Below are 18,838 nucleotides of genomic sequence, written 5' to 3'. Positions count from 1 at the left end.
TAAATTTTAGTAAGTCAATTGTTTTGATTATTATCTTCTTGGGGTTCATTTGTATTATTATCCATTTCACCTTCCTGTGAAGCACTACCCTCGACAGCCTCTTCCTCAGCCTGAGATGTAACCTTACATACAGAACCGATACTGTCATTACGTTTTTCAAGGTCTATAAGTTTTACACCCTGAGTAGCACGTCCCATAATACGGAAATCAGAAACCTTCACACGGATTGTTATACCCGACTTGTTTATAATCATCAGGTCATTTTCGTCAGTCACAGATTTGATTGCAACAAGTGAGCCTGTCTTATCGGTAATGTTCAATGTCTTGACACCTTTACCGCCACGGTTTGTCTTGCGGTAGTCCTCGATGTCAGAACGTTTACCATAACCGTTTTCAGAAACCACCATTATAGTTTCCTTTTCAGGATCCTTAATGCAAATCATTCCTATAACTTCATCCTGTCCGTCTTCGTCAAGAGTAATACCACGTACACCGGTAGCAGTACGTCCCATTTCGCGTACGGCACTTTCGTGGAAACGTATGGCACGTCCGTTACGGTTTGCTATAACAATTTCATTATTACCGTTAGTCATACGAACTTCTATCACTCTGTCGTCTTCGCGGATAGTAATAGCGTTCACACCATTCTGACGTGGACGTGAATACTGTTCAAGGAGTGTTTTCTTTATTACACCCTGCTTAGTGCAGAACAATACGTAATGACTGTTGATGAATTCCTTGTCATTAAGGTTCTTGACACGCAAGTAAGCTGTTACGGCATCATCGGCATCTATATTCAAAAGATTCTGTATTGCACGTCCCTTTGATGTCTTGTTTCCTTCAGGAATTTCATAAACCTTCAGCCAGTAGCACTTACCTTTCTGTGTAAAGAACAGCATAGTATTGTGCATTGTAGCCGGATAGATATGTTCGATGAAGTCCTCATCGCGTGTTTCACTACCCTTAGAGCCTACACCGCCTCTGTTCTGAGCATGGAAATCAGCCAATGGAGTACGTTTGATATATCCCAGATGAGATATAGTGATTACCATCTGTTCGTCAGCATAGAAATCTTCCGGATTGAATTCTTCCGAAGCATAAACTATTTCCGAACGACGCTTGTCACCGTACTTTTCCTTAACTTCTATCAGTTCGTCCTTGATGACTTTCATACAGAGTTCATCGTTTGAAAGGATTTCCTGATAATAAGCAATCTGCTTCATTATCTCTTCATATTCCGCATGAAGCTGTTCCTGCAAAAGTCCGGTCAGCTGACGCAGACGCATTTCTACTATAGCACGTGCCTGGATTTCGCTAAGTTCGAAACGAGCCATCAGGTTAGTTACAGCCTCGTTAGGAGTTTTTGCAGCACGTATGATTCTGATTACCTCGTCGATATTGTCCGAAGCGATGATAAGTCCTTCAAGAATGTGTGCACGTTCCTGAGCCTTACGCAAGTCGTACTGTGTACGGCGGATAACCACCTCGTGTCTGTGTTCAACGAACAGTCTGATCAGATCCTTAAGATTGAGCAGACGAGGACGTCCCTTAACCAAAGCGATGTTGTTCACACCGAAAGAAGTCTGCAAAGCAGTCATCTTGAACAGTTTGTTCAGAACGACACTTGCATTGGCATCACGCTTCACGTCTATAACGATACGCATACCTTCACGGTCGGACTCATCGTTCACGTATGAGATACCTTCAATCTTCTTCTCGTTTACAAGCGAAGCGATATGCTCGATAAGTTCTTTCTTGTTTACGTTATAAGGGATTTCGTTTACGATAATCTTGTCATGATTGGTGTGAGTTTCGATTTCGGTCTTCGCACGCATAACCACACGTCCGCGACCTGTCTGATAAGCATCTCTTACTCCACTTACACCATATATATATCCGCCTGTAGGGAAATCAGGAGCCTTGATATATTGCATCAGTCCATCGACATCTATATCATTATTGTCGATATATGCCACACAGCCGTCAATAACCTCGGCCAGATTGTGTGTCGGCATATTAGTTGCCATACCTACGGCAATACCTGAAGCACCGTTCACGAGCAAGTTCGGAATGCGTGTAGGCATAACGGTAGGTTCCTGAAGAGTGTCATCGAAGTTGTTCTGGAAATCTACAGTCTCCTTGTACAAATCCTGCATCATCTCCTCGCCTATCTTCTTCAGTCTGGCCTCAGTATAACGCATTGCTGCAGGGCTGTCACCATCGACAGATCCGAAGTTACCCTGTCCGTCAACCAAAGGATATCGCATAGCCCAATCCTGTGCCATACGTACCAATGCACCATACACTGAAGAGTCGCCATGAGGATGGTATTTACCAAGTACCTCACCAACTATTCTGGCAGATTTCTTATAAGGTTTGTCCGAAGTATTTCCCAGTTCCATCATTCCGTAGAGAATACGGCGATGTACAGGTTTGAAACCATCTCTTACATCAGGGAGGGCGCGCGCCACGATTACAGACATTGAGTAATCGATGTACGACGACTTCATTTCCTCTTCGATGTTAATTTTTATAATTCTGTCTTGTTCTTGCATTTAAACAAATATTAATTATACATCTCTTTCGGTTTACGAAAAACCATGCTAAAGTACTACTTTTAGACGATATACGAAACTTTTTATGAAAAAATATGTACCATATTAAACATTTTTACTCAATTACTGACAAAACAAGACAATTATTCAGAACAAGAAAAATGGCACATAATTTGTTGTAAGAATAAAAAACAAATATATTTGCCGGAACTATAAAGATTTGAGGGCTATAAGCAGACACAGGCACCAATAAACTAGCCATACAATCAAACATTTAAGGTGAAAACTAGCAATAAGATGAACGGAAAATCATACACTAAAGAAGCTACAGATGTTATAAAATACAGCAAAGAAGAAGCTGCGAGAACTGATGCCGCATGCATAAAGCCTGAACATATTTTATTAGGAATAATAAGAAATGAAGAAAGCAACGCAGCAAAAATAATATGCAGCTTGTATGCTGATTTAAAGAAAATCAGAAAAGAGCTGGAAGAAAGACTGGTCAATGACAATATCAACCTACCCAAAACGGAATTAAAAGACTTGAACTTTGACGAGCAATCCACCAGAGTTTTAAGGCTATGCTTTCTGGAGTCCAAACTAGAGGACAAAGATTCAATGGGTTCAGAACATATATTATTAGGTATTATGAAAGAAGAGAAGAACAATGCAGCACAAATATTGAAACAAAACAATATAACATACGAAAAAATCAAAGGAAGAATATCGGATACAACAACTCCTGTCCCTACATCCGGCTTAAATTTTGATGAAAGCGAAGAAGATGACGGAATTGAGAGAAGAGACGGAAACAGATTCGGCAGCAACGATTCATTCCCTCATTCAGGCAACGACTACACATCGCAGACAAAAAAGGGTAAGCCAGACAACGGAGACAAGAATCTTGTATTGCTGAACAAATATGGCACCGACTTGACAAAAGCCGCAGCAGAAGGCAAGCTTGACAAGGTTGTGGGACGCGAAAAAGAGATAGAGCGCGTAGCCCAGATTCTTTGCAGAAGAAAGAAGAACAACCCTGTGCTGATAGGTGAGCCCGGAGTCGGAAAGTCAGCCATAGTAGAAGGATTGGCTTCAAGAATAGTTGAAAAGAAAGTTCCGAGAACACTTTTCGACAAGACAATCATAAACCTTGACCTCACATCGCTTGTGGCAGGAACAAAATACAGAGGCGAGTTCGAGGAAAGAATAATAGGAGTAATAAAGGAGGCCAAGAACAATCCGAACGTAATATTATTCATCGATGAAATTCACACCATTATCGGTGCAGGTTCAGCCGCAGGATCAATGGATGCCGCAAACATACTGAAACCTTCATTGGCAAGAGGCGAAATGCAATGTATAGGCGCGACCACACTTGATGAATACAGAAAATCGATAGAAAAAGACGGTGCACTTGAAAGAAGATTCCAGAAAGTCACTGTCGAGCCTACCACAAAAGAAGAGACATTGCAAATCCTCATGAATATCAAAGAACAATATGAGGATTTTCATAATGTAACATATACGGATGAGGCAATAAGAGCATGCGTAGAACTTACCGACAGGTATATTTCAGACAGGTTCTTCCCCGACAAGGCAATTGACGCAATAGACGAAGCCGGTTCAAGGATTCATCTTATGAACGTATGCGTTCCTAAAGAAATAGAAGAACAGGAAAGACTGATAGAAGAAACCAAGGAACACAAGAACGAGGCCATCAAACTACAGAACTTTGAAATGGCGGCAGGACTTCGTGACAAGGAGAAAATGCTTCAGACCGAACTGGAAAGAATGAAAAAGGAATGGACCGACAAGCTCAAGGAGAATCGCGAAATCGTAGATAAAAGCCATATCGAGGAAATAATTTCACTAATGTCAGGAATTCCTCTTAAAAAAGTTGAGTCGTCGGAAGCCAACAAGTTGCGCGCTATGCAAGATGTGCTCATGACAAAAGTAATCGGACAGAATGAAGCCGTAGAAAAGCTTGTAAAAGCCATCAAAAGAAGCCGTGTAGGACTGAAAGACCCGAACAAGCCTATAGGCACATTCCTATTTACAGGTCCTACTGGAGTCGGAAAGACATATCTGGCAAAAATACTCGCAGAGGAATTATTCGGTTCAAAGGATTCTATAATAAGAATTGACATGAGCGAATATATGGAGAAATACGCCGTTTCAAGAATGGTCGGAGCGCCTCCGGGATATATAGGATACGATGAAGGCGGACAGCTTACAGAAAAAGTAAGAAGAAAACCATATTCAATAGTGCTCCTTGACGAAATAGAGAAAGCTCACCACGATGTATTCAATTTCCTTTTGCAGATAATGGATGAAGGAAGGCTTACGGACAACACAGGAAGAACCGTGGATTTTAAAAACACTGTCATTATAATGACATCAAACGTAGGCAGCCGTCAGCTAAAGGATTTCGGAAAAGGAATAGGCTTTAACGCTATAAGCCATAACGACAACGAAGAATATTCCAACGCTATAATCAAAAAAGCGCTGGAAAAGACTTTTGCGCCGGAATTCATCAATCGTCTTGACGATATCATCCCGTTCAAACAATTAGACAGGAATGATTTGATAAAAATAACTGATATTGAATTGAAAGAACTTTTCAAGAGAGTGGAAAGAATGGGATACTCCATTTCCATCACGGATGAGGCCAAGAACATCATCGCACAAAAAGGCGAAGACATCAATTATGGAGCCCGCCCTATCAAAAGAGCCATTCAGAACAATATCGAAGACAAACTTGCAGAATTCTTAATGAATAATGAACCGGAAAGCGGAGCAGGAATCATTATCTCGGCAGAAGGAGATAATGAAATTATAATAAAAATGGCAGAATAAAAAGAATGAACTGTCATTTTAATCAAAAAGCCTTGTCGTTCCAAACTGAATGACAAGGCTTTTTCAATTTGACGAATATCGCTTTTATCTCACAGCTATACATTCAATCTCAACCAAAGCACCTTTTGGCAATTCTTTTACAGCAACTGCCGAACGTGCCGGAAATGCGCCGTCAAAATATTTTGCATATACAGCATTCATTTCTGCAAACATAGACATGTCTGCCAAAAAGACAGTAGTCTTGACTACATTAGCTGTAGTAAGTCCGGCCTCGGCCAAAACATTCTTAATATTCTCAAATACCTGAGTTGTCTGTTCTACTATTCCACCTTCAACGAAAACACCGGTTGCAGGATTTACCGGAATCTGACCTGACATAAAAACCATGCCGTTAGCTTCTATTGCCTGACTGTATGGGCCAATTGCTGCAGGTGCCTTTTCTGTAAAAATAACTTTCTTCATAAATGTATAAAATTTAATTTTCAATTTTCGGTCTGCTAAATTAGAACAAAATTCCGATTTTCATGTACCAATCAAACAAAAAACATACAAAAACTTTGTAAACACAATAAAAAGTAGTATTTTTGTACTCGACAAAAGCTATGTCGTCAATACTTCACGACAAATGCAACACAATTTCCTAATCAAAATCAATTTATCATTTTAACGTAGTACATTTATTTTGAATTATACTCTTGTTAGGTATATACATCTCTTCATATATGTATATTCGTAATAAGTATATTGTTTTTTGAATATAAATATTACTATAATATAACAATTTATACACACACTTATGTATAATATCATACAATTAAATGAAAAAGACCTGTCCGAATTGCAACAGATAGCCAAAGAGTTGGGTCTAAAGAAAACCAGCACATTAAAAAAAGAGGAGCTTGTTTACAAAATTCTTGACGAACAGGCCATAAAAAGTGCTTCACAAAAAGCAAATGCAGAGAAGACTGGCGATGGGCAAACAAAAAAAAGAGCTAGAATCAGCGTAAAGAAAGAAGGCAGCAAAGTTTATACAGCCACTAAAGACAAAGCTTTAAAACTGGAAGCTGATTCGCCTGCAATACAGACAAAAGCAATTTCAAAAGAGAACACAGAAGTTCCACAAAACAATACAAGCGAAAACATTACACCAGCATCTGAAAACGAACAGGAAAAGCCAAAAGCAAAACGAGGCAGAAAACCTGGTTCAAAGAACAAAAACACAAAAGATGCTTCTTCCAACAATCAAGCCGATACAAAAGAAACAAACGAAAACAAAGCTGAGAAAACAGCCGAGAAAGAGATACCGGTTCCTGTATTTATGGACGATGACATGGAACTTCCTCCACTCGACCTTAACAGCGGCGATGATTTTATTCCAATAGAAGATTTACCTTCTGAGAAATTTGAAATCCCTACAGAACTGCTTGGCAAATTCGAAGCCACAAAGGTTGAACCACCTGTTATTCCGCAGCAGGAAAACAAGTTCCAGCAGAAACAGAAAAAGAACAACAAGAAACAGCAGCCAAACAAGGCTCAGAACAATAAACCACAACAGAACAACAAGCAGCAGAACAAACAGCAGAATGACGCAGCACAATCTGAAAGCGCACAACAGAACGCACAACTTCCTGCTGTTCAACAAATAAAGCTGCCTACTCCAGGAGCCGTACAGCCAGAGTCTGAAAACAACGCTCCTGCAGCACAGGAACAGGAACAGCAGCAACCTGCAAAACCTGTAGAAAAAATATACGATTTTGAAGATATTATAACAGGTTCGGGTGTTCTCGAAATAATGCCCGACGGATATGGGTTCTTACGTTCTTCGGACTACAACTACCTTTCTTCACCGGATGATATTTATGTATCACAGTCACAAATCAAGACATTCAGTCTTAAAACAGGTGACGTTGTAGAAGGAACAATCCGCCCGGCCAAAGAAGGTGAAAAATACTTCCCGCTAGTAAAGGTAAACAAGATAAACGGTGCCGATCCTGCACTGGTGCGCGACCGTATTCCTTTCGACCATCTGACACCATTGTTCCCTGACGAAAAGTTCAAACTCTGCAAGGGATATAATGATAATCTGTCGGCACGTGTAGTTGACATGTTCTCCCCTATCGGAAAAGGTCAGCGTGCACTTATCGTGGCACAGCCTAAGACAGGTAAGACTATCCTAATGAAGGATATAGCAAATGCCATTGCAGAAAATCATCCTGAAGTATATATGATAATGCTTCTTATCGACGAACGTCCTGAAGAAGTTACAGACATGGCACGCAGCGTTAAAGCCGAAGTGATTGCCTCTACTTTCGACGAACCGGCAGAACGCCATGTAAAGATTGCAGGTATAGTACTGGAAAAAGCTAAACGTATGGTTGAAAGCGGCCACGACGTAGTGATATTCCTCGACTCTATCACACGTCTTGCACGTGCATACAACACTGTATCTCCGGCATCAGGCAAGGTATTGTCGGGCGGTGTGGATGCAAACGCACTCCACAAGCCAAAACGCTTCTTCGGAGCAGCACGTAACATCGAAGGTGGCGGTTCGCTCACAATCATTGCAACTGCCCTTATTGATACAGGTTCCAAGATGGATGAAGTTATCTTCGAAGAATTCAAGGGTACAGGTAACATGGAATTGCAGCTTGACAGAAACCTCAGCAACAAGCGTATATTCCCTGCAGTAAACATTGTGGCATCAAGTACACGCCGCGACGACCTGCTGCTTGACAAGACAACTCTTGACAGAATGTGGATTCTGCGCAAATACCTGTCAGACATGAACCCTGTTGAAGCAATGGACTTCGTAAAAGACAGACTTGAAAAAACTAAAGACAACGAAGAATTCCTGCTCAGCATGAATTCATAATCACAAAATACAAAAAAAGAAAACAGCCATATCGCAATGTTTCAAAAAGAAATGCGATATGGCTGTTTTTATTTTTTCATGAAAGAAGAAAGTAAAGAAGTTAGAAAAAAGAACTAAAGCAATTGCAATAACTTCTTACAACTTCCTAATGAAATTGCTTCTTTTTATTTCCAAATATCAGAAAGGCAGATCGTCCTTTTCGTCAGTTGCCGAGAAGTCAGCTGGAGGCACCGGAGCCGATGATACCGGAGGGAAAGAATAATCAGCAGGCAGTGGCTGCATACCCGCATTCTGGGATGGTCTTTCCACTTTCCATGCTCTGATACTGTTAAACCATCTGCCCTGCCATTCGCGGGCATCTATATCGAACGAAACTGTAAGTTCTTCACCTGCCTGTATGTTGAACTGCTGGATTTTATCTTCACCAAACACATCAAAACACATCTTACGAGGATACTGCTCGTTAGTTTCCAAAACATACTCCTGAACTTTCCAAGGATTGCCTGTTTTTGACACTCCACCGCGCGGTTCAAGAACAGCAATAATTTTTCCTGTTATTTCCATAATAATTTTCTATTTGATTTTGGTCACGAAATTACTCTTTTCCCTAGAAGTGAACTAATTTTTTACAATATTTTTTCTCCGGACGAAAGCATTTTTATCAGGCAATTGCTTTAGTCAAATAATCTTTTTTTGTAACTTTGGCATTCGATTATTTATCGTTTTCCTGTAAAGAAATTTAAGCAGAAATAATAATTAAAAAACAATTAAATATAACATCAATCATGAGATTTTTAGTTTCAAGCACAACATTATTCAGCCATTTACAGGCTATCAGCCGTGTTATCAATTCAAAAAACTCTCTTCCTATTCTGGACTGTATCCTGATAGAACTAAACGATGGAACCATAACAATGACAGCTTCGGACAGCGAGACTACACTGTCAACAAGCATTGAAGTCAGCGAATACGAAGGCGAAGGCAAATTTGCCATCTCATCAAAAACAATTCTTGAAGCCTTAAAGGAAAATCCTGAACAGCCATTGAATTTCAATATAAATACAGACACAATGGAAATTACCGTAAAATACCCTAACGGTAAATACAACATGATGGCACAGAACGGCGACGAATATCCATTGCCAAAACAGATGGGAAGTGAAGTTGTCAATCTGACAATGGCTGCCGATGTTATGCTTACAGGAATCAACAGATGTATCTTCGCTACTGCCGACGATGAGTTGAGACCTGTGATGAACGGTATATATTTCGATATTAGCCAGCAGGACGTAACTTTGGTTTCATCAGACGGTCATAAACTGGTACGTAATAAATCATTCTCTTCTACAGGCAATGAAAAAGCTGCCTTCATTCTTCCTAAAAAGCCGTCGAACATACTCAAGAACATACTTCCTAAGGAACAGGGCGATGTACAGATTTGCTTCGACGACAAGAACGCAATGTTCACAATGGAGAACTATCAGATGACTTGCCGTCTCATCGAAGGACGTTATCCTAACTACAATTCTGTTATTCCACAGAACAATCCTCACAAGGCAATAGTTGACCGTGCTATCTTCATAAGCGCACTTAAACGTGTGTCAGTATTCTCTTCTCAGGCAAGCAGCTTGATTAAACTCAGTCTGAAAGAAAACAGCATGACTATTTCTGCTCAGGATATCGACTTCTCTACTTCTGCAGAAGAAACTCTTACATGCCAGTACGACGGAAAAGACATGAGCATAGGTTTCAAATCGTCTTTCCTGATTGATATTCTGAATAATATCTCATCGCAGAATGTAATTATCGAATTGGCTGATCCATCAAGAGCCGGACTTATAGTTCCTGAAGAACAGGAAGAAAACGAAGACCTGCTTATGCTGCTCATGCCTATGATGCTTAACGACTAATTTTTCCCATAATGAAACTTAATCTTAAAAACCCTATAGTTTTCTTCGACCTGGAAACTACAGGAACCAATATAACAAGCGACAGAATAGTGGAGATCTGCTATCTGAAAGTATATCCAAACGGAAACGAAGAAAGCAAGACAATGAGAATAAATCCGGAAATGCATATTCCGGAAGCATCGACTGCCATCCACGGCATAACAGACGAGGATGTGGCAGACTGCCCTACTTTCAAGGAAGTGGCTACCAACATAGCAAAAGACTTCGAAGGTGCGGATATAGCAGGATTCAATTCCAACAGATTTGATGTTCCTGTTCTCGTAGAGGAATTCCTCAGAGCCGGCATCGATCTTGATCTTACAAAGAGAAAATTTGTAGATGTACAGGTAATCTACCACAAGTTGGAACAGCGCACCCTGTCGGCCGCATACAAGTTCTATTGCGGAAAGAACCTTGAAGACGCCCACACTGCTGAAGCGGACACAAGAGCCACTTACGAAGTTCTTAAAGCTCAGTTGGATATGTATCAGGACACTCTTCAGAATGATATCAACTTCCTGTCGGAATATTCAAGCTATTCGAAAAACGTAGATTTTGCAGGAAGAATAGTATATGATGACAACGGAGTGGAAGTATTCAATTTCGGTAAATATAAAGGCATGCCGGTAGCCGAAGTAATGAAGAAAGACATCGGATATTACGGATGGATTATGAACGGTGATTTCGCGCTGAACACAAAGAATGTGCTTACAAAAATCAGACTGAGAGAAACCGGAATGTTAAAATGAAACATTTATGATGAAAGGTAAAAAAATAGTACTTGGCATCACTGGAAGTATTGCCGCATATAAGGCAGCAGTACTTGCCAGAGCCTTGATAAAGAAGGGTGCCGAAGTACAAATCGTTATAACTCCTGCAGGGAAAGAGTTTATCACATCACTTACACTGTCCACCATAACAAGCAAACCAGTCATTAGCGAGTTCTTTGCTCGCAGGGATGGAACATGGCACAGCCACGTTGACCTCGGACTGTGGGCAGACGCAATGCTGATAGCTCCTGCCACTGCATCTACTATAGGGAAAATGGCAAACGGCATTGCCGACAATATGCTTATCACCACATACCTGTCGATGAAAGCACCGGTATTCGTGGCACCGGCAATGGATCTTGATATGTTTGCACACCCGTCAACACAAAAAAATCTTGACACACTGAGGTCATACGGAAACATTATCATCGAACCGGGCGAAGGTGAACTGGCAAGCCATCTTGTAGGCAAAGGAAGAATGGAAGAACCGGAAAACATCGTTGCCGTACTGGAGGATTTCTTCGCAAAAAAGTCAGATCTAGCCGGAAAGAAGGTGATGATTACCGCCGGTCCTACTTACGAAAAGATTGACCCTGTAAGATTTATCGGTAACTACTCTTCAGGCAAAATGGGTTACGCCCTGGCTGAATGCTGTGCGGAAAGAGGAGCCGAAGTTACCCTTATCAGCGGACCTGTAAGCATTACGGCAAAGCATCCTAACATCAGAACAATCAGTGTAGAGAGTGCAGATGAAATGTATCAGGCAGCTACAAAGGAGTTCGGTTCAAGCGATGCAGCAATACTGTGTGCGGCAGTAGCTGACTTCACTCCTGAAACAAAGGCTGAACAAAAAATAAAGCGCGAAAAAGACGACCTGATAATTAAGCTGAAACCTACGCAGGACATAGCTGCTGCACTGGGAAAAATAAAGAAAGACAATCAGGTAATGGTGGGATTTGCACTTGAAACAAACGATGAAATGGAACATGCCAAAAGCAAGCTGGAAAGAAAAAATCTTGACTTCATCGTTCTTAACTCACTGAACGACAAGGGAGCTGGTTTCAGACATGATACAAACAAGATTACCATCATCGACAAGGAGAACGTAATCGAATTCCCGCTAAAAAATAAGAAAGAAGTGGCTACAGACATAATTAACCATTTGGCAGAAATATTATAATCATGCTACAGTCTATATTCATCCAGAACTACGCACTTATTGATAAACTTGATATAACTTTCGAACCCGGATTTTCCGTTATCACCGGAGAAACGGGAGCCGGAAAATCAATCATTCTTGGTGCAATCGGCCTTCTGTTAGGACAAAGGGCAGACGTAAAGGCTATACGCAACGGGGCCACGAAATGTATCGTGGAAGCGAAATTCAGCATAGCATCATACGGTATGGAAGAGTTCTTCAAGGCAAACGACATTGAATACGACAGCGAAGAATGTATAATCCGCCGCGAAGTAAACATAAACGGGAAAAGCAGGGCTTTCATAAATGATACTCCTGCATCGTTGTCGCAGATGAAAGTGCTTGGAGAGAAGCTGATTGACGTACACAGCCAGCACCAGAACCTATTAATAAACAAGGAAGGCTTTCAGCTGAATATTCTGGATATTCTAGCTCAGGACATCAAAGAACTGACTGACTATCAGAACGAATACAATGAATACAGGAAAGTAAGCCGCGAACTGGATGAATGTATCAGACAAGCCGAGGAGACAAGAAAAGAAGAAGACTATATCCGATTCCAACTCCAGCAGCTTGATGAAGCGGAACTGAAAGAAGGCGAAGTAGCCGAGCTTGAGCAGGAAGCAGAAACCCTGACCCATGCAGAAGACATAAAGGCAGGACTTTACCGCTCGGCTCAAAATATAGGCAGCGACGAAGGAGGATGCGTAACGCTTATCAAGGACAGTATTAACACTTTGCAAACGTTTTGCAAAGTGTTTGCAAAAGCCAATGAATGGAAAGAAAGACTTGAAAGCTGCTACATTGAGATAAAAGACATCTCGCACGACATGGAGGACGCACAGGAAGCAATAGAATTCAATCCTTCAAGACTTGACTTCGTAAATTCCCGCCTCAACATGATATACTCGATGATGCAGAAACATCATGTAAAGACTGATACGGAACTTATCGAGATAGCCGAGAACTACAGGCAACAACTCGACATGATAACATCATCTGACGAACGTATTTCCGAACTGGAAAACAAAAAGAAAAAATTGTACGCCAGTGTAATACGTAAAGCAGAAGTCCTGACAGCCTTGCGTACGGAAAGCGCAGGTAAAATCCAGTCACAGATGGAGTCACTGCTGATTCCGCTAGGAATGCCTAATGTGAAATTTGCAGTAGAGATATGCAGAAAAAAAGAGCCGGATATTAACGGTCTGGATGCAGTGAACTTCCTGTTCTCTGCCAACAAGAACGGAACATTGCAGAATGTGGCTTCCATAGCTTCCGGCGGTGAAATTGCCAGAGTGATGCTTTCACTGAAAGCCATGATAGCCGGAGCAGTGAAACTTCCGACAATAATCTTCGATGAGATTGATACAGGTGTATCAGGTTCCATTGCAGAGAAAATGGCACTGATAATGCAGGATATGGGACGACAGAACAGACAGGTACTGAGCATCACACACCTGCCACAGATAGCGGCCAGAGGCAATGCACACTACAAAGTATATAAGGAAGACACCGAAACCGGAACAAACAGCCATATCATACGCCTCACAGACGAGGAACGTATAGACGAAATAGCAAATATGCTTAGTGGTTCTACAATGACAGAGGCTGCAAGAAACAATGCCAGGTCTTTGCTCGGACTTTAATCCATTATTGAATTTAAAAAATTAGACATACAGATATGATTGAAAAAAATGAAATGATATTCGGTGTAAGAGCCGTAATTGAAGCGATACAGGCAGGAAAAGAAATTGACAAAATTCTGGTAAAGAAAGACATCCAGAGTGATTTGTCGAAAGAGCTTTTTGCTGCATTGAAAGATACACAGATACCAGTACAGAGAGTACCGGTGGAAAGAATAAACAAGATAACACGCAAAAACCATCAGGGAGTGGTGGCTTTCATCTCTCCTATCACATATCAGAAAACGGAAGATATAGTACCTTTCCTTTTCGAGCAGGGTAAAAATCCTCTGATAATACTCCTTGACGGACTTACAGATGTACGTAACTTCGGTGCAATAGCACGTACATGCGAATGTGCCGGTGTGGATGCCATTATCATACCGTCAAAGAATAGTGTGAGCGTAAATGCTGATGCCATCAAGACCTCTGCGGGAGCACTCCACACAATACCTGTTTGTCGCGAAAGCAACATCACAAATACCATAAAATTTCTGAAAGACAGTGGCTTCAGCATTGTAGCTGCTACAGAAAAAGGTGATTATGACTACACTAAAGGCGACTACACAAAACCTACATGTATAATAATGGGAGCAGAAGACACCGGTGTGCCTTACGAACATCTCGCTCTCTGCGACGAATGGATTAAAATACCTCTGTTCGGTACAATAGAATCACTCAACGTATCTGTAGCAGCAGGAATCCTTATATACGAAGCCATCAAACAACGTGGTTTCTCTACTGAAGAATAATAATACCGGACAATATCATGAGGAAAACAATTTTTATTACAATATGTGCCATGGGTATAAGTGGCTTATGGGCACAGGAATTACCTAAATGGTCAAAGAAAGCACGAAAAGCCGTTTTCTCAGTTATCACATACAACGCAGACAATAAAATATTAAATACCGGAAACGGTTTTTATATCGATTCTGAAGGAACAGGAGTATCGGACTATAGTCTGTTTAAAGGAGCCCACAGAGCTGTAGTAGTAACATCAGACGGAAAGGAACTGCCTGTTACTCTGATTCTGGGAGCTAACGACATGTACGACGTGGTACGATTCAAGACAGAAACACCAAAGAAACAGGAGTCACTGATCCCTGCTACCACACAAGGAAAGGAAAACGAGAAGGTCTATATAATGCCTTACTCAACACAAAACTCAATAAACGGGATTTCAGGTACAATACAAAACGTTGACTCTATAGGAAATAATTCTTTCTATTATACACTGTCAATGAGTACAGGAGCCAAAGATGTCAGTTGTCCTGTAATGAACGAGAACGGAGAAGTGATAGGTATGATTCAAAGAAATTCTGACAGCGAAGACCAGAAAAGTTATGCTTTGGGAATTAACTTTGCAAAAAGTCTGTCAATCAATGCCCTCTCAGGCAGTGATGCGACACTGAAATCCATAAAAATTAAGAAAGGTCTGCCCGAAGACGAATCCCAGGCATTGGTATTCCTTTACATGATGTCGTCACAGCTTGAAGCAGAAGAATATCTTTCCATACTGAATGACTTCATAAATATGTATCCAAACAATATGGAAGGATATCTGAGGCGCGCCACTTACTATATGGACAAAAATTCCGAAGACTTAATAAATAATGTTGAGGAAAACCTGAAAAAGACTGTAGATGTAGCAGAAAATAAAGCTGAAGCACATTACAGCATAGCTAAACTGATATACAATTACAACGCAAGCAACGCCAAAAAATTGGAAAAAGCAGACTGGACTTTAAAAAGAGCGCTCGACGAAATAAACCAGGCTTTGTCCGTTTCCGGCGAAGGGTTGTATTATCAGGTTCAGGGAGACATATATTTTGCAATGAAAGACTATGACAATGCGGCAACTGCATACGAAAATGTATGTAAGACTCCCCTAGCCTCAGCCGCAACTTTCTATTCAGCAGCTAAAGCTAGAGAACTAGTAGAAAACGCCGACAAAAAAGGAATCATAGCCCTGATGGACAGTGCTGTAGCATACTACAACACACCATACGGAAAAGATGCCGCTCCATACCTTTTTGAACGTGCCCGAATAAAATCGGATGCAAAGATGTATCGCGAAGCCGTATTGGACTATAATTCATTCTATGACGCAATGCTGGGACAGGTATCTGCCGAATTTTATGTCATACGCCAACAGGCAGAAATGCAATGCCGCATGTATCAGCAGGCAATAAACGACATCAACAAAGCCGTAGAACTGGAGCCGTCGAATGCCGGATATTGGACAGAGAAAGGCAGTGTACATATCCGTCTTAACCAGACTGACGAGGCTATCGCCGCATTAGAAAAAGCTGTTTCGCTGGAGCCTAAAAATGCAGACGCTTACCGCATGCTCGGCTACTGTCAGGTTAAAGGTAAAGACAAGAAAAAGGGACTGGAAAACCTGAATAAGGCAAAAGAACTGGGCGATACAGTGGCAGAAGACCTGATAAAGAAATATGCGAAATAACAGACTGCAATTATGAATCTAATGTATATAAACTGGAATCTTGACCCGGTAATATTCACTCTTGGGGGATTCAGTCTCAGATGGTACAGCGTATTCTGGATTATCGCCATTGTTTCTGCAAGTATTGTTGTACACAAAATATTCAACAAAAGAAAATGGTCAGAAGATGATTATAACAGACTGTTTGTTTATTCATTTCTAGGTATATTCATAGGAGCTCGTCTGGGACACTGTCTGTTCTACGACTTCGCATACTACTCTGACCATCTTCTGGAAATGGTTCTCCCAATAAAATTCCTCCCTGACGGAAGTTGGAAGTTCACCGGATATGCCGGTCTTGCGAGCCACGGAGGTACCATAGGACTTATGTTCACTTTATATCTTTTCTGCAAGAAAACAAAAATAACATATATGCAGATACTTGATGTAATAGCGATGGCAGCTCCACTGGCAGCCGGTTTTATCAGAATAGCCAATCTGATGAATTCCGAGATTATAGGTATGCCTACTTCACTTCCGTTCGGTTTCATTTTCGAGCAGGTGGACAATCAGCCAAGACATCCGGCACAACTATACGAAGCGATTGCTTACTTCATAATCTTCGGAATAATGTGGTACATACAGAGCAAGATAAAATCATATAAAGACGGACTATACTTTGGCATCTGTATATTCTCAATATTTACTTTCCGTTTCTTTGTGGAATTCATAAAAGAAAGACAAGTGGATTTTGAAAACAACATGACAATAGATATGGGACAGGTATTAAGTATTCCGTTTATAATTCTGGGGCTTTACTTTATAATCAGAGGATTGAAGAAAACCGCCATTGAGAAAGTAAAATAAGACTAATATACACACAGTAAAGGGGCGAAACCGAAACAAATCGATTTCGCCCCTTTTCATTTTATCCGTAAAGAAAAAAATTACTGTTTCTTCATTTCAAATCCGAGCAATAATCCATCATACTGAGACAGCACTGTATTCAACGTACTGACAGTAGCATTCGATGATTTTCCGGCAATAGCTCCGGTAACGGTCTGTGCCAGCGACATCAGCTTGTCTGCCTTGAAAAGCAAACTCATTGAGCCTCCGTTAAGGAGTGAAGTAGAAACCTGGGCAGTCATCTTTAACCCGATTTTTGTTTTCAATGTAACTTCTTTTGTATCCTTGTTGTAGCTGTAAGTACCGCTTACAGAACGTCCAGCAACTGTAGAAGTATATGTACTGTCGGCATTGAACACATATACAGTATTTTCATTAAATCCGAGTTTAGACAGATAATTGCTCATCTGCTCCTCAACTTTCTTTGCCGCAAGTTCTCCTCCGGCCTTTGACAGCAAATCATCACTCTCAAACTTACAGTCAGGAGCGGTATATTTCCATGTTCCAACGATAGAAACGCTTTCGTTTACCTTTGAAACTGTTTCTTCCACCTTATTTACCACTCCTCCAAGAACAGACTTCCAGTCTTGTGCCGAAGCGCCCGTACCGGCAGCGAGTATAAAACTTAATAAAATTATTTTCCTAATCATAATCAGCATGCTTTAAAACTCATATCGAGTCCCTTTACAGAGTGTGTAAGGGCACCAACAGAAATAAAATCAACTCCACATTCAGCATAATCGCGAAGAGTATCGAATGTGATACCGCCTGATGATTCGATTTCATATCTTCCGCCAACCATTTCCACAGCCTTGCGTGTATTCTCAGGAGTGAAGTTGTCAAGCATAATGCGGTCAACACCTCCAAGATCAAGAACCTGCTGAAGCTCGTCGAAGTTACGAACCTCGATTTCAATCTTCAAGTCCTTGCCTTTAGCCTTGCAATATTCTTTTGCACGGTTGATAGCCTTGTCGATACCTCCGGCAAAATCCACATGATTGTCTTTCAACAGAATCATATCGAACAAACCTATACGATGGTTCACACCACCACCAATCTTCACAGCCATCTTTTCAAGGATACGCATACCAGGAGTTGTCTTTCTTGTATCAAGTACGCGGGTCTTTGTACCTTCCAAACGTTTCACATACTTGTTTGTCATAGTAGCAATACCACTCATACGCTGCATGATGTTCAGCATCAGACGCTCTGTCTGAAGCAAAGACTGAACTTTTCCTTCCACTACCATGGCAACATCGCCCGGCTTAACGTGCGCTCCATCGTTGATGAAAACCTCAACCTTCATTGTAGGGTCAAAACGGTTGAACACTTCCTTTGCTATTTCAATACCTGCCAGGATACCTTCTTCCTTTATAAGAAGTTTTGACTTACCCATTGCATCAGCAGGGATACATGAGAGTGTTGTATGGTCGCCATCACCTATATCTTCAGCGAAAGACAGGTCTATAAGGCGATCTATCAGATCTTTTACTACTTTTTCGTCCATAATGTTACAGATTTATTGAATTATAATGCAAAGATAATGAAAGTAGAATGCAGAAAAACAAGTTTACTTGTTTTTTTTGCTGAGACGCATCTAT

Annotated in this window: 14 protein-coding genes; 9 read left to right on the top strand and 5 right to left on the bottom strand. The window is 41.0% G+C overall.

What is annotated here, in order from left to right:
* Positions 1 to 14 precede the first annotated feature (14 nt).
* Complete coding sequence (gyrA, locus tag OCV82_RS00570) at positions 15 to 2,555, bottom strand: DNA gyrase subunit A (protein WP_154042603.1); 2,541 nt, start codon at positions 2,553 to 2,555, stop codon at positions 15 to 17.
* 297 nt (positions 2,556 to 2,852) lie between these two features.
* Between gyrA and OCV82_RS00565 the strand changes: the two genes are divergently transcribed.
* Positions 2,853 to 5,411: an ATP-dependent Clp protease ATP-binding subunit gene (locus OCV82_RS00565; protein ID WP_154042602.1), complete on the top strand. Its 2,559-nt coding sequence runs from the start codon at positions 2,853 to 2,855 to the stop codon at positions 5,409 to 5,411.
* Between the two features lie 84 nt (positions 5,412 to 5,495).
* On the opposite strand, the gene OCV82_RS00560 is transcribed toward OCV82_RS00565, so the two are convergent.
* Positions 5,496 to 5,873 carry a RidA family protein gene (locus OCV82_RS00560; protein ID WP_154042601.1) on the bottom strand — a complete coding sequence of 126 codons (378 nt, stop codon included), beginning with the start codon at positions 5,871 to 5,873 and terminating at the stop codon, positions 5,496 to 5,498.
* Positions 5,874 to 6,207: 334 nt separating this feature from the next.
* Between OCV82_RS00560 and rho the strand changes: the two genes are divergently transcribed.
* Positions 6,208 to 8,283: a transcription termination factor Rho gene (rho, locus tag OCV82_RS00555; protein WP_154042600.1), complete on the top strand. Its 2,076-nt coding sequence runs from the start codon at positions 6,208 to 6,210 to the stop codon at positions 8,281 to 8,283.
* Positions 8,284 to 8,460: 177 nt separating this feature from the next.
* On the opposite strand, the gene OCV82_RS00550 is transcribed toward rho, so the two are convergent.
* A complete protein-coding gene (locus OCV82_RS00550; protein WP_154042599.1) occupies positions 8,461 to 8,847 on the bottom strand; it encodes a DUF3127 domain-containing protein in 387 nt (128 codons plus the stop codon).
* A 221-nt stretch (positions 8,848 to 9,068) separates the two neighbouring features.
* Between OCV82_RS00550 and dnaN the strand changes: the two genes are divergently transcribed.
* The 7 genes from dnaN to lgt are packed head-to-tail and all read left to right on the top strand — an operon-like array spanning position 9,069 to position 17,198.
* A complete protein-coding gene (gene dnaN, locus OCV82_RS00545) occupies positions 9,069 to 10,193 on the top strand; it encodes a DNA polymerase III subunit beta (protein WP_154042598.1) in 1,125 nt (374 codons plus the stop codon).
* Positions 10,194 to 10,204: 11 nt separating this feature from the next.
* Complete coding sequence (locus OCV82_RS00540; RefSeq protein ID WP_154042597.1) at positions 10,205 to 10,981, top strand: 3'-5' exonuclease; 777 nt, start codon at positions 10,205 to 10,207, stop codon at positions 10,979 to 10,981.
* Positions 10,982 to 10,991: 10 nt separating this feature from the next.
* Positions 10,992 to 12,182 carry a bifunctional phosphopantothenoylcysteine decarboxylase/phosphopantothenate--cysteine ligase CoaBC gene (coaBC, locus tag OCV82_RS00535; RefSeq protein WP_154043056.1) on the top strand — a complete coding sequence of 397 codons (1,191 nt, stop codon included), beginning with the start codon at positions 10,992 to 10,994 and terminating at the stop codon, positions 12,180 to 12,182.
* 2 nt (positions 12,183 to 12,184) lie between these two features.
* Entirely contained in the window at positions 12,185 to 13,846 is a 1,662-nt protein-coding gene (recN, locus tag OCV82_RS00530; protein WP_154042596.1) for a DNA repair protein RecN, read from the top strand.
* A 35-nt stretch (positions 13,847 to 13,881) separates the two neighbouring features.
* Positions 13,882 to 14,634 carry a 23S rRNA (guanosine(2251)-2'-O)-methyltransferase RlmB gene (gene rlmB / locus OCV82_RS00525; protein WP_154042595.1) on the top strand — a complete coding sequence of 251 codons (753 nt, stop codon included), beginning with the start codon at positions 13,882 to 13,884 and terminating at the stop codon, positions 14,632 to 14,634.
* 17 nt (positions 14,635 to 14,651) lie between these two features.
* Positions 14,652 to 16,352 (top strand): tetratricopeptide repeat protein, encoded by a 1,701-nt coding sequence (locus OCV82_RS00520; RefSeq protein ID WP_154042594.1) that lies wholly within the window; start codon positions 14,652 to 14,654, stop codon positions 16,350 to 16,352.
* 12 nt (positions 16,353 to 16,364) lie between these two features.
* Positions 16,365 to 17,198, top strand: coding sequence for a prolipoprotein diacylglyceryl transferase (gene lgt / locus OCV82_RS00515; RefSeq protein WP_154042593.1), 834 nt, complete (start codon positions 16,365 to 16,367; stop codon positions 17,196 to 17,198).
* 80 nt (positions 17,199 to 17,278) lie between these two features.
* On the opposite strand, the gene OCV82_RS00510 is transcribed toward lgt, so the two are convergent.
* On the bottom strand, positions 17,279 to 17,887 hold the full coding sequence (locus tag OCV82_RS00510) for a DUF4923 family protein (RefSeq protein ID WP_239467476.1): 609 nt from the start codon (positions 17,885 to 17,887) through the stop codon (positions 17,279 to 17,281).
* A 2-nt stretch (positions 17,888 to 17,889) separates the two neighbouring features.
* Positions 17,890 to 18,744, bottom strand: coding sequence for a carboxylating nicotinate-nucleotide diphosphorylase (nadC, locus tag OCV82_RS00505; RefSeq protein WP_154042591.1), 855 nt, complete (start codon positions 18,742 to 18,744; stop codon positions 17,890 to 17,892).
* Between the last annotated feature and the right edge of the window lie 94 nt (positions 18,745 to 18,838).

It is taken from the genome of Bacteroides cellulolyticus (genome assembly GCF_025567135.1).
GTDB classification, from domain to species: Bacteria; Bacteroidota; Bacteroidia; order Bacteroidales; family Bacteroidaceae; genus Phocaeicola; species Phocaeicola cellulolyticus.
Note: the sequence above shows the minus strand (reverse complement) of the source record. Positions and strands in the feature narration are given on the sequence as shown.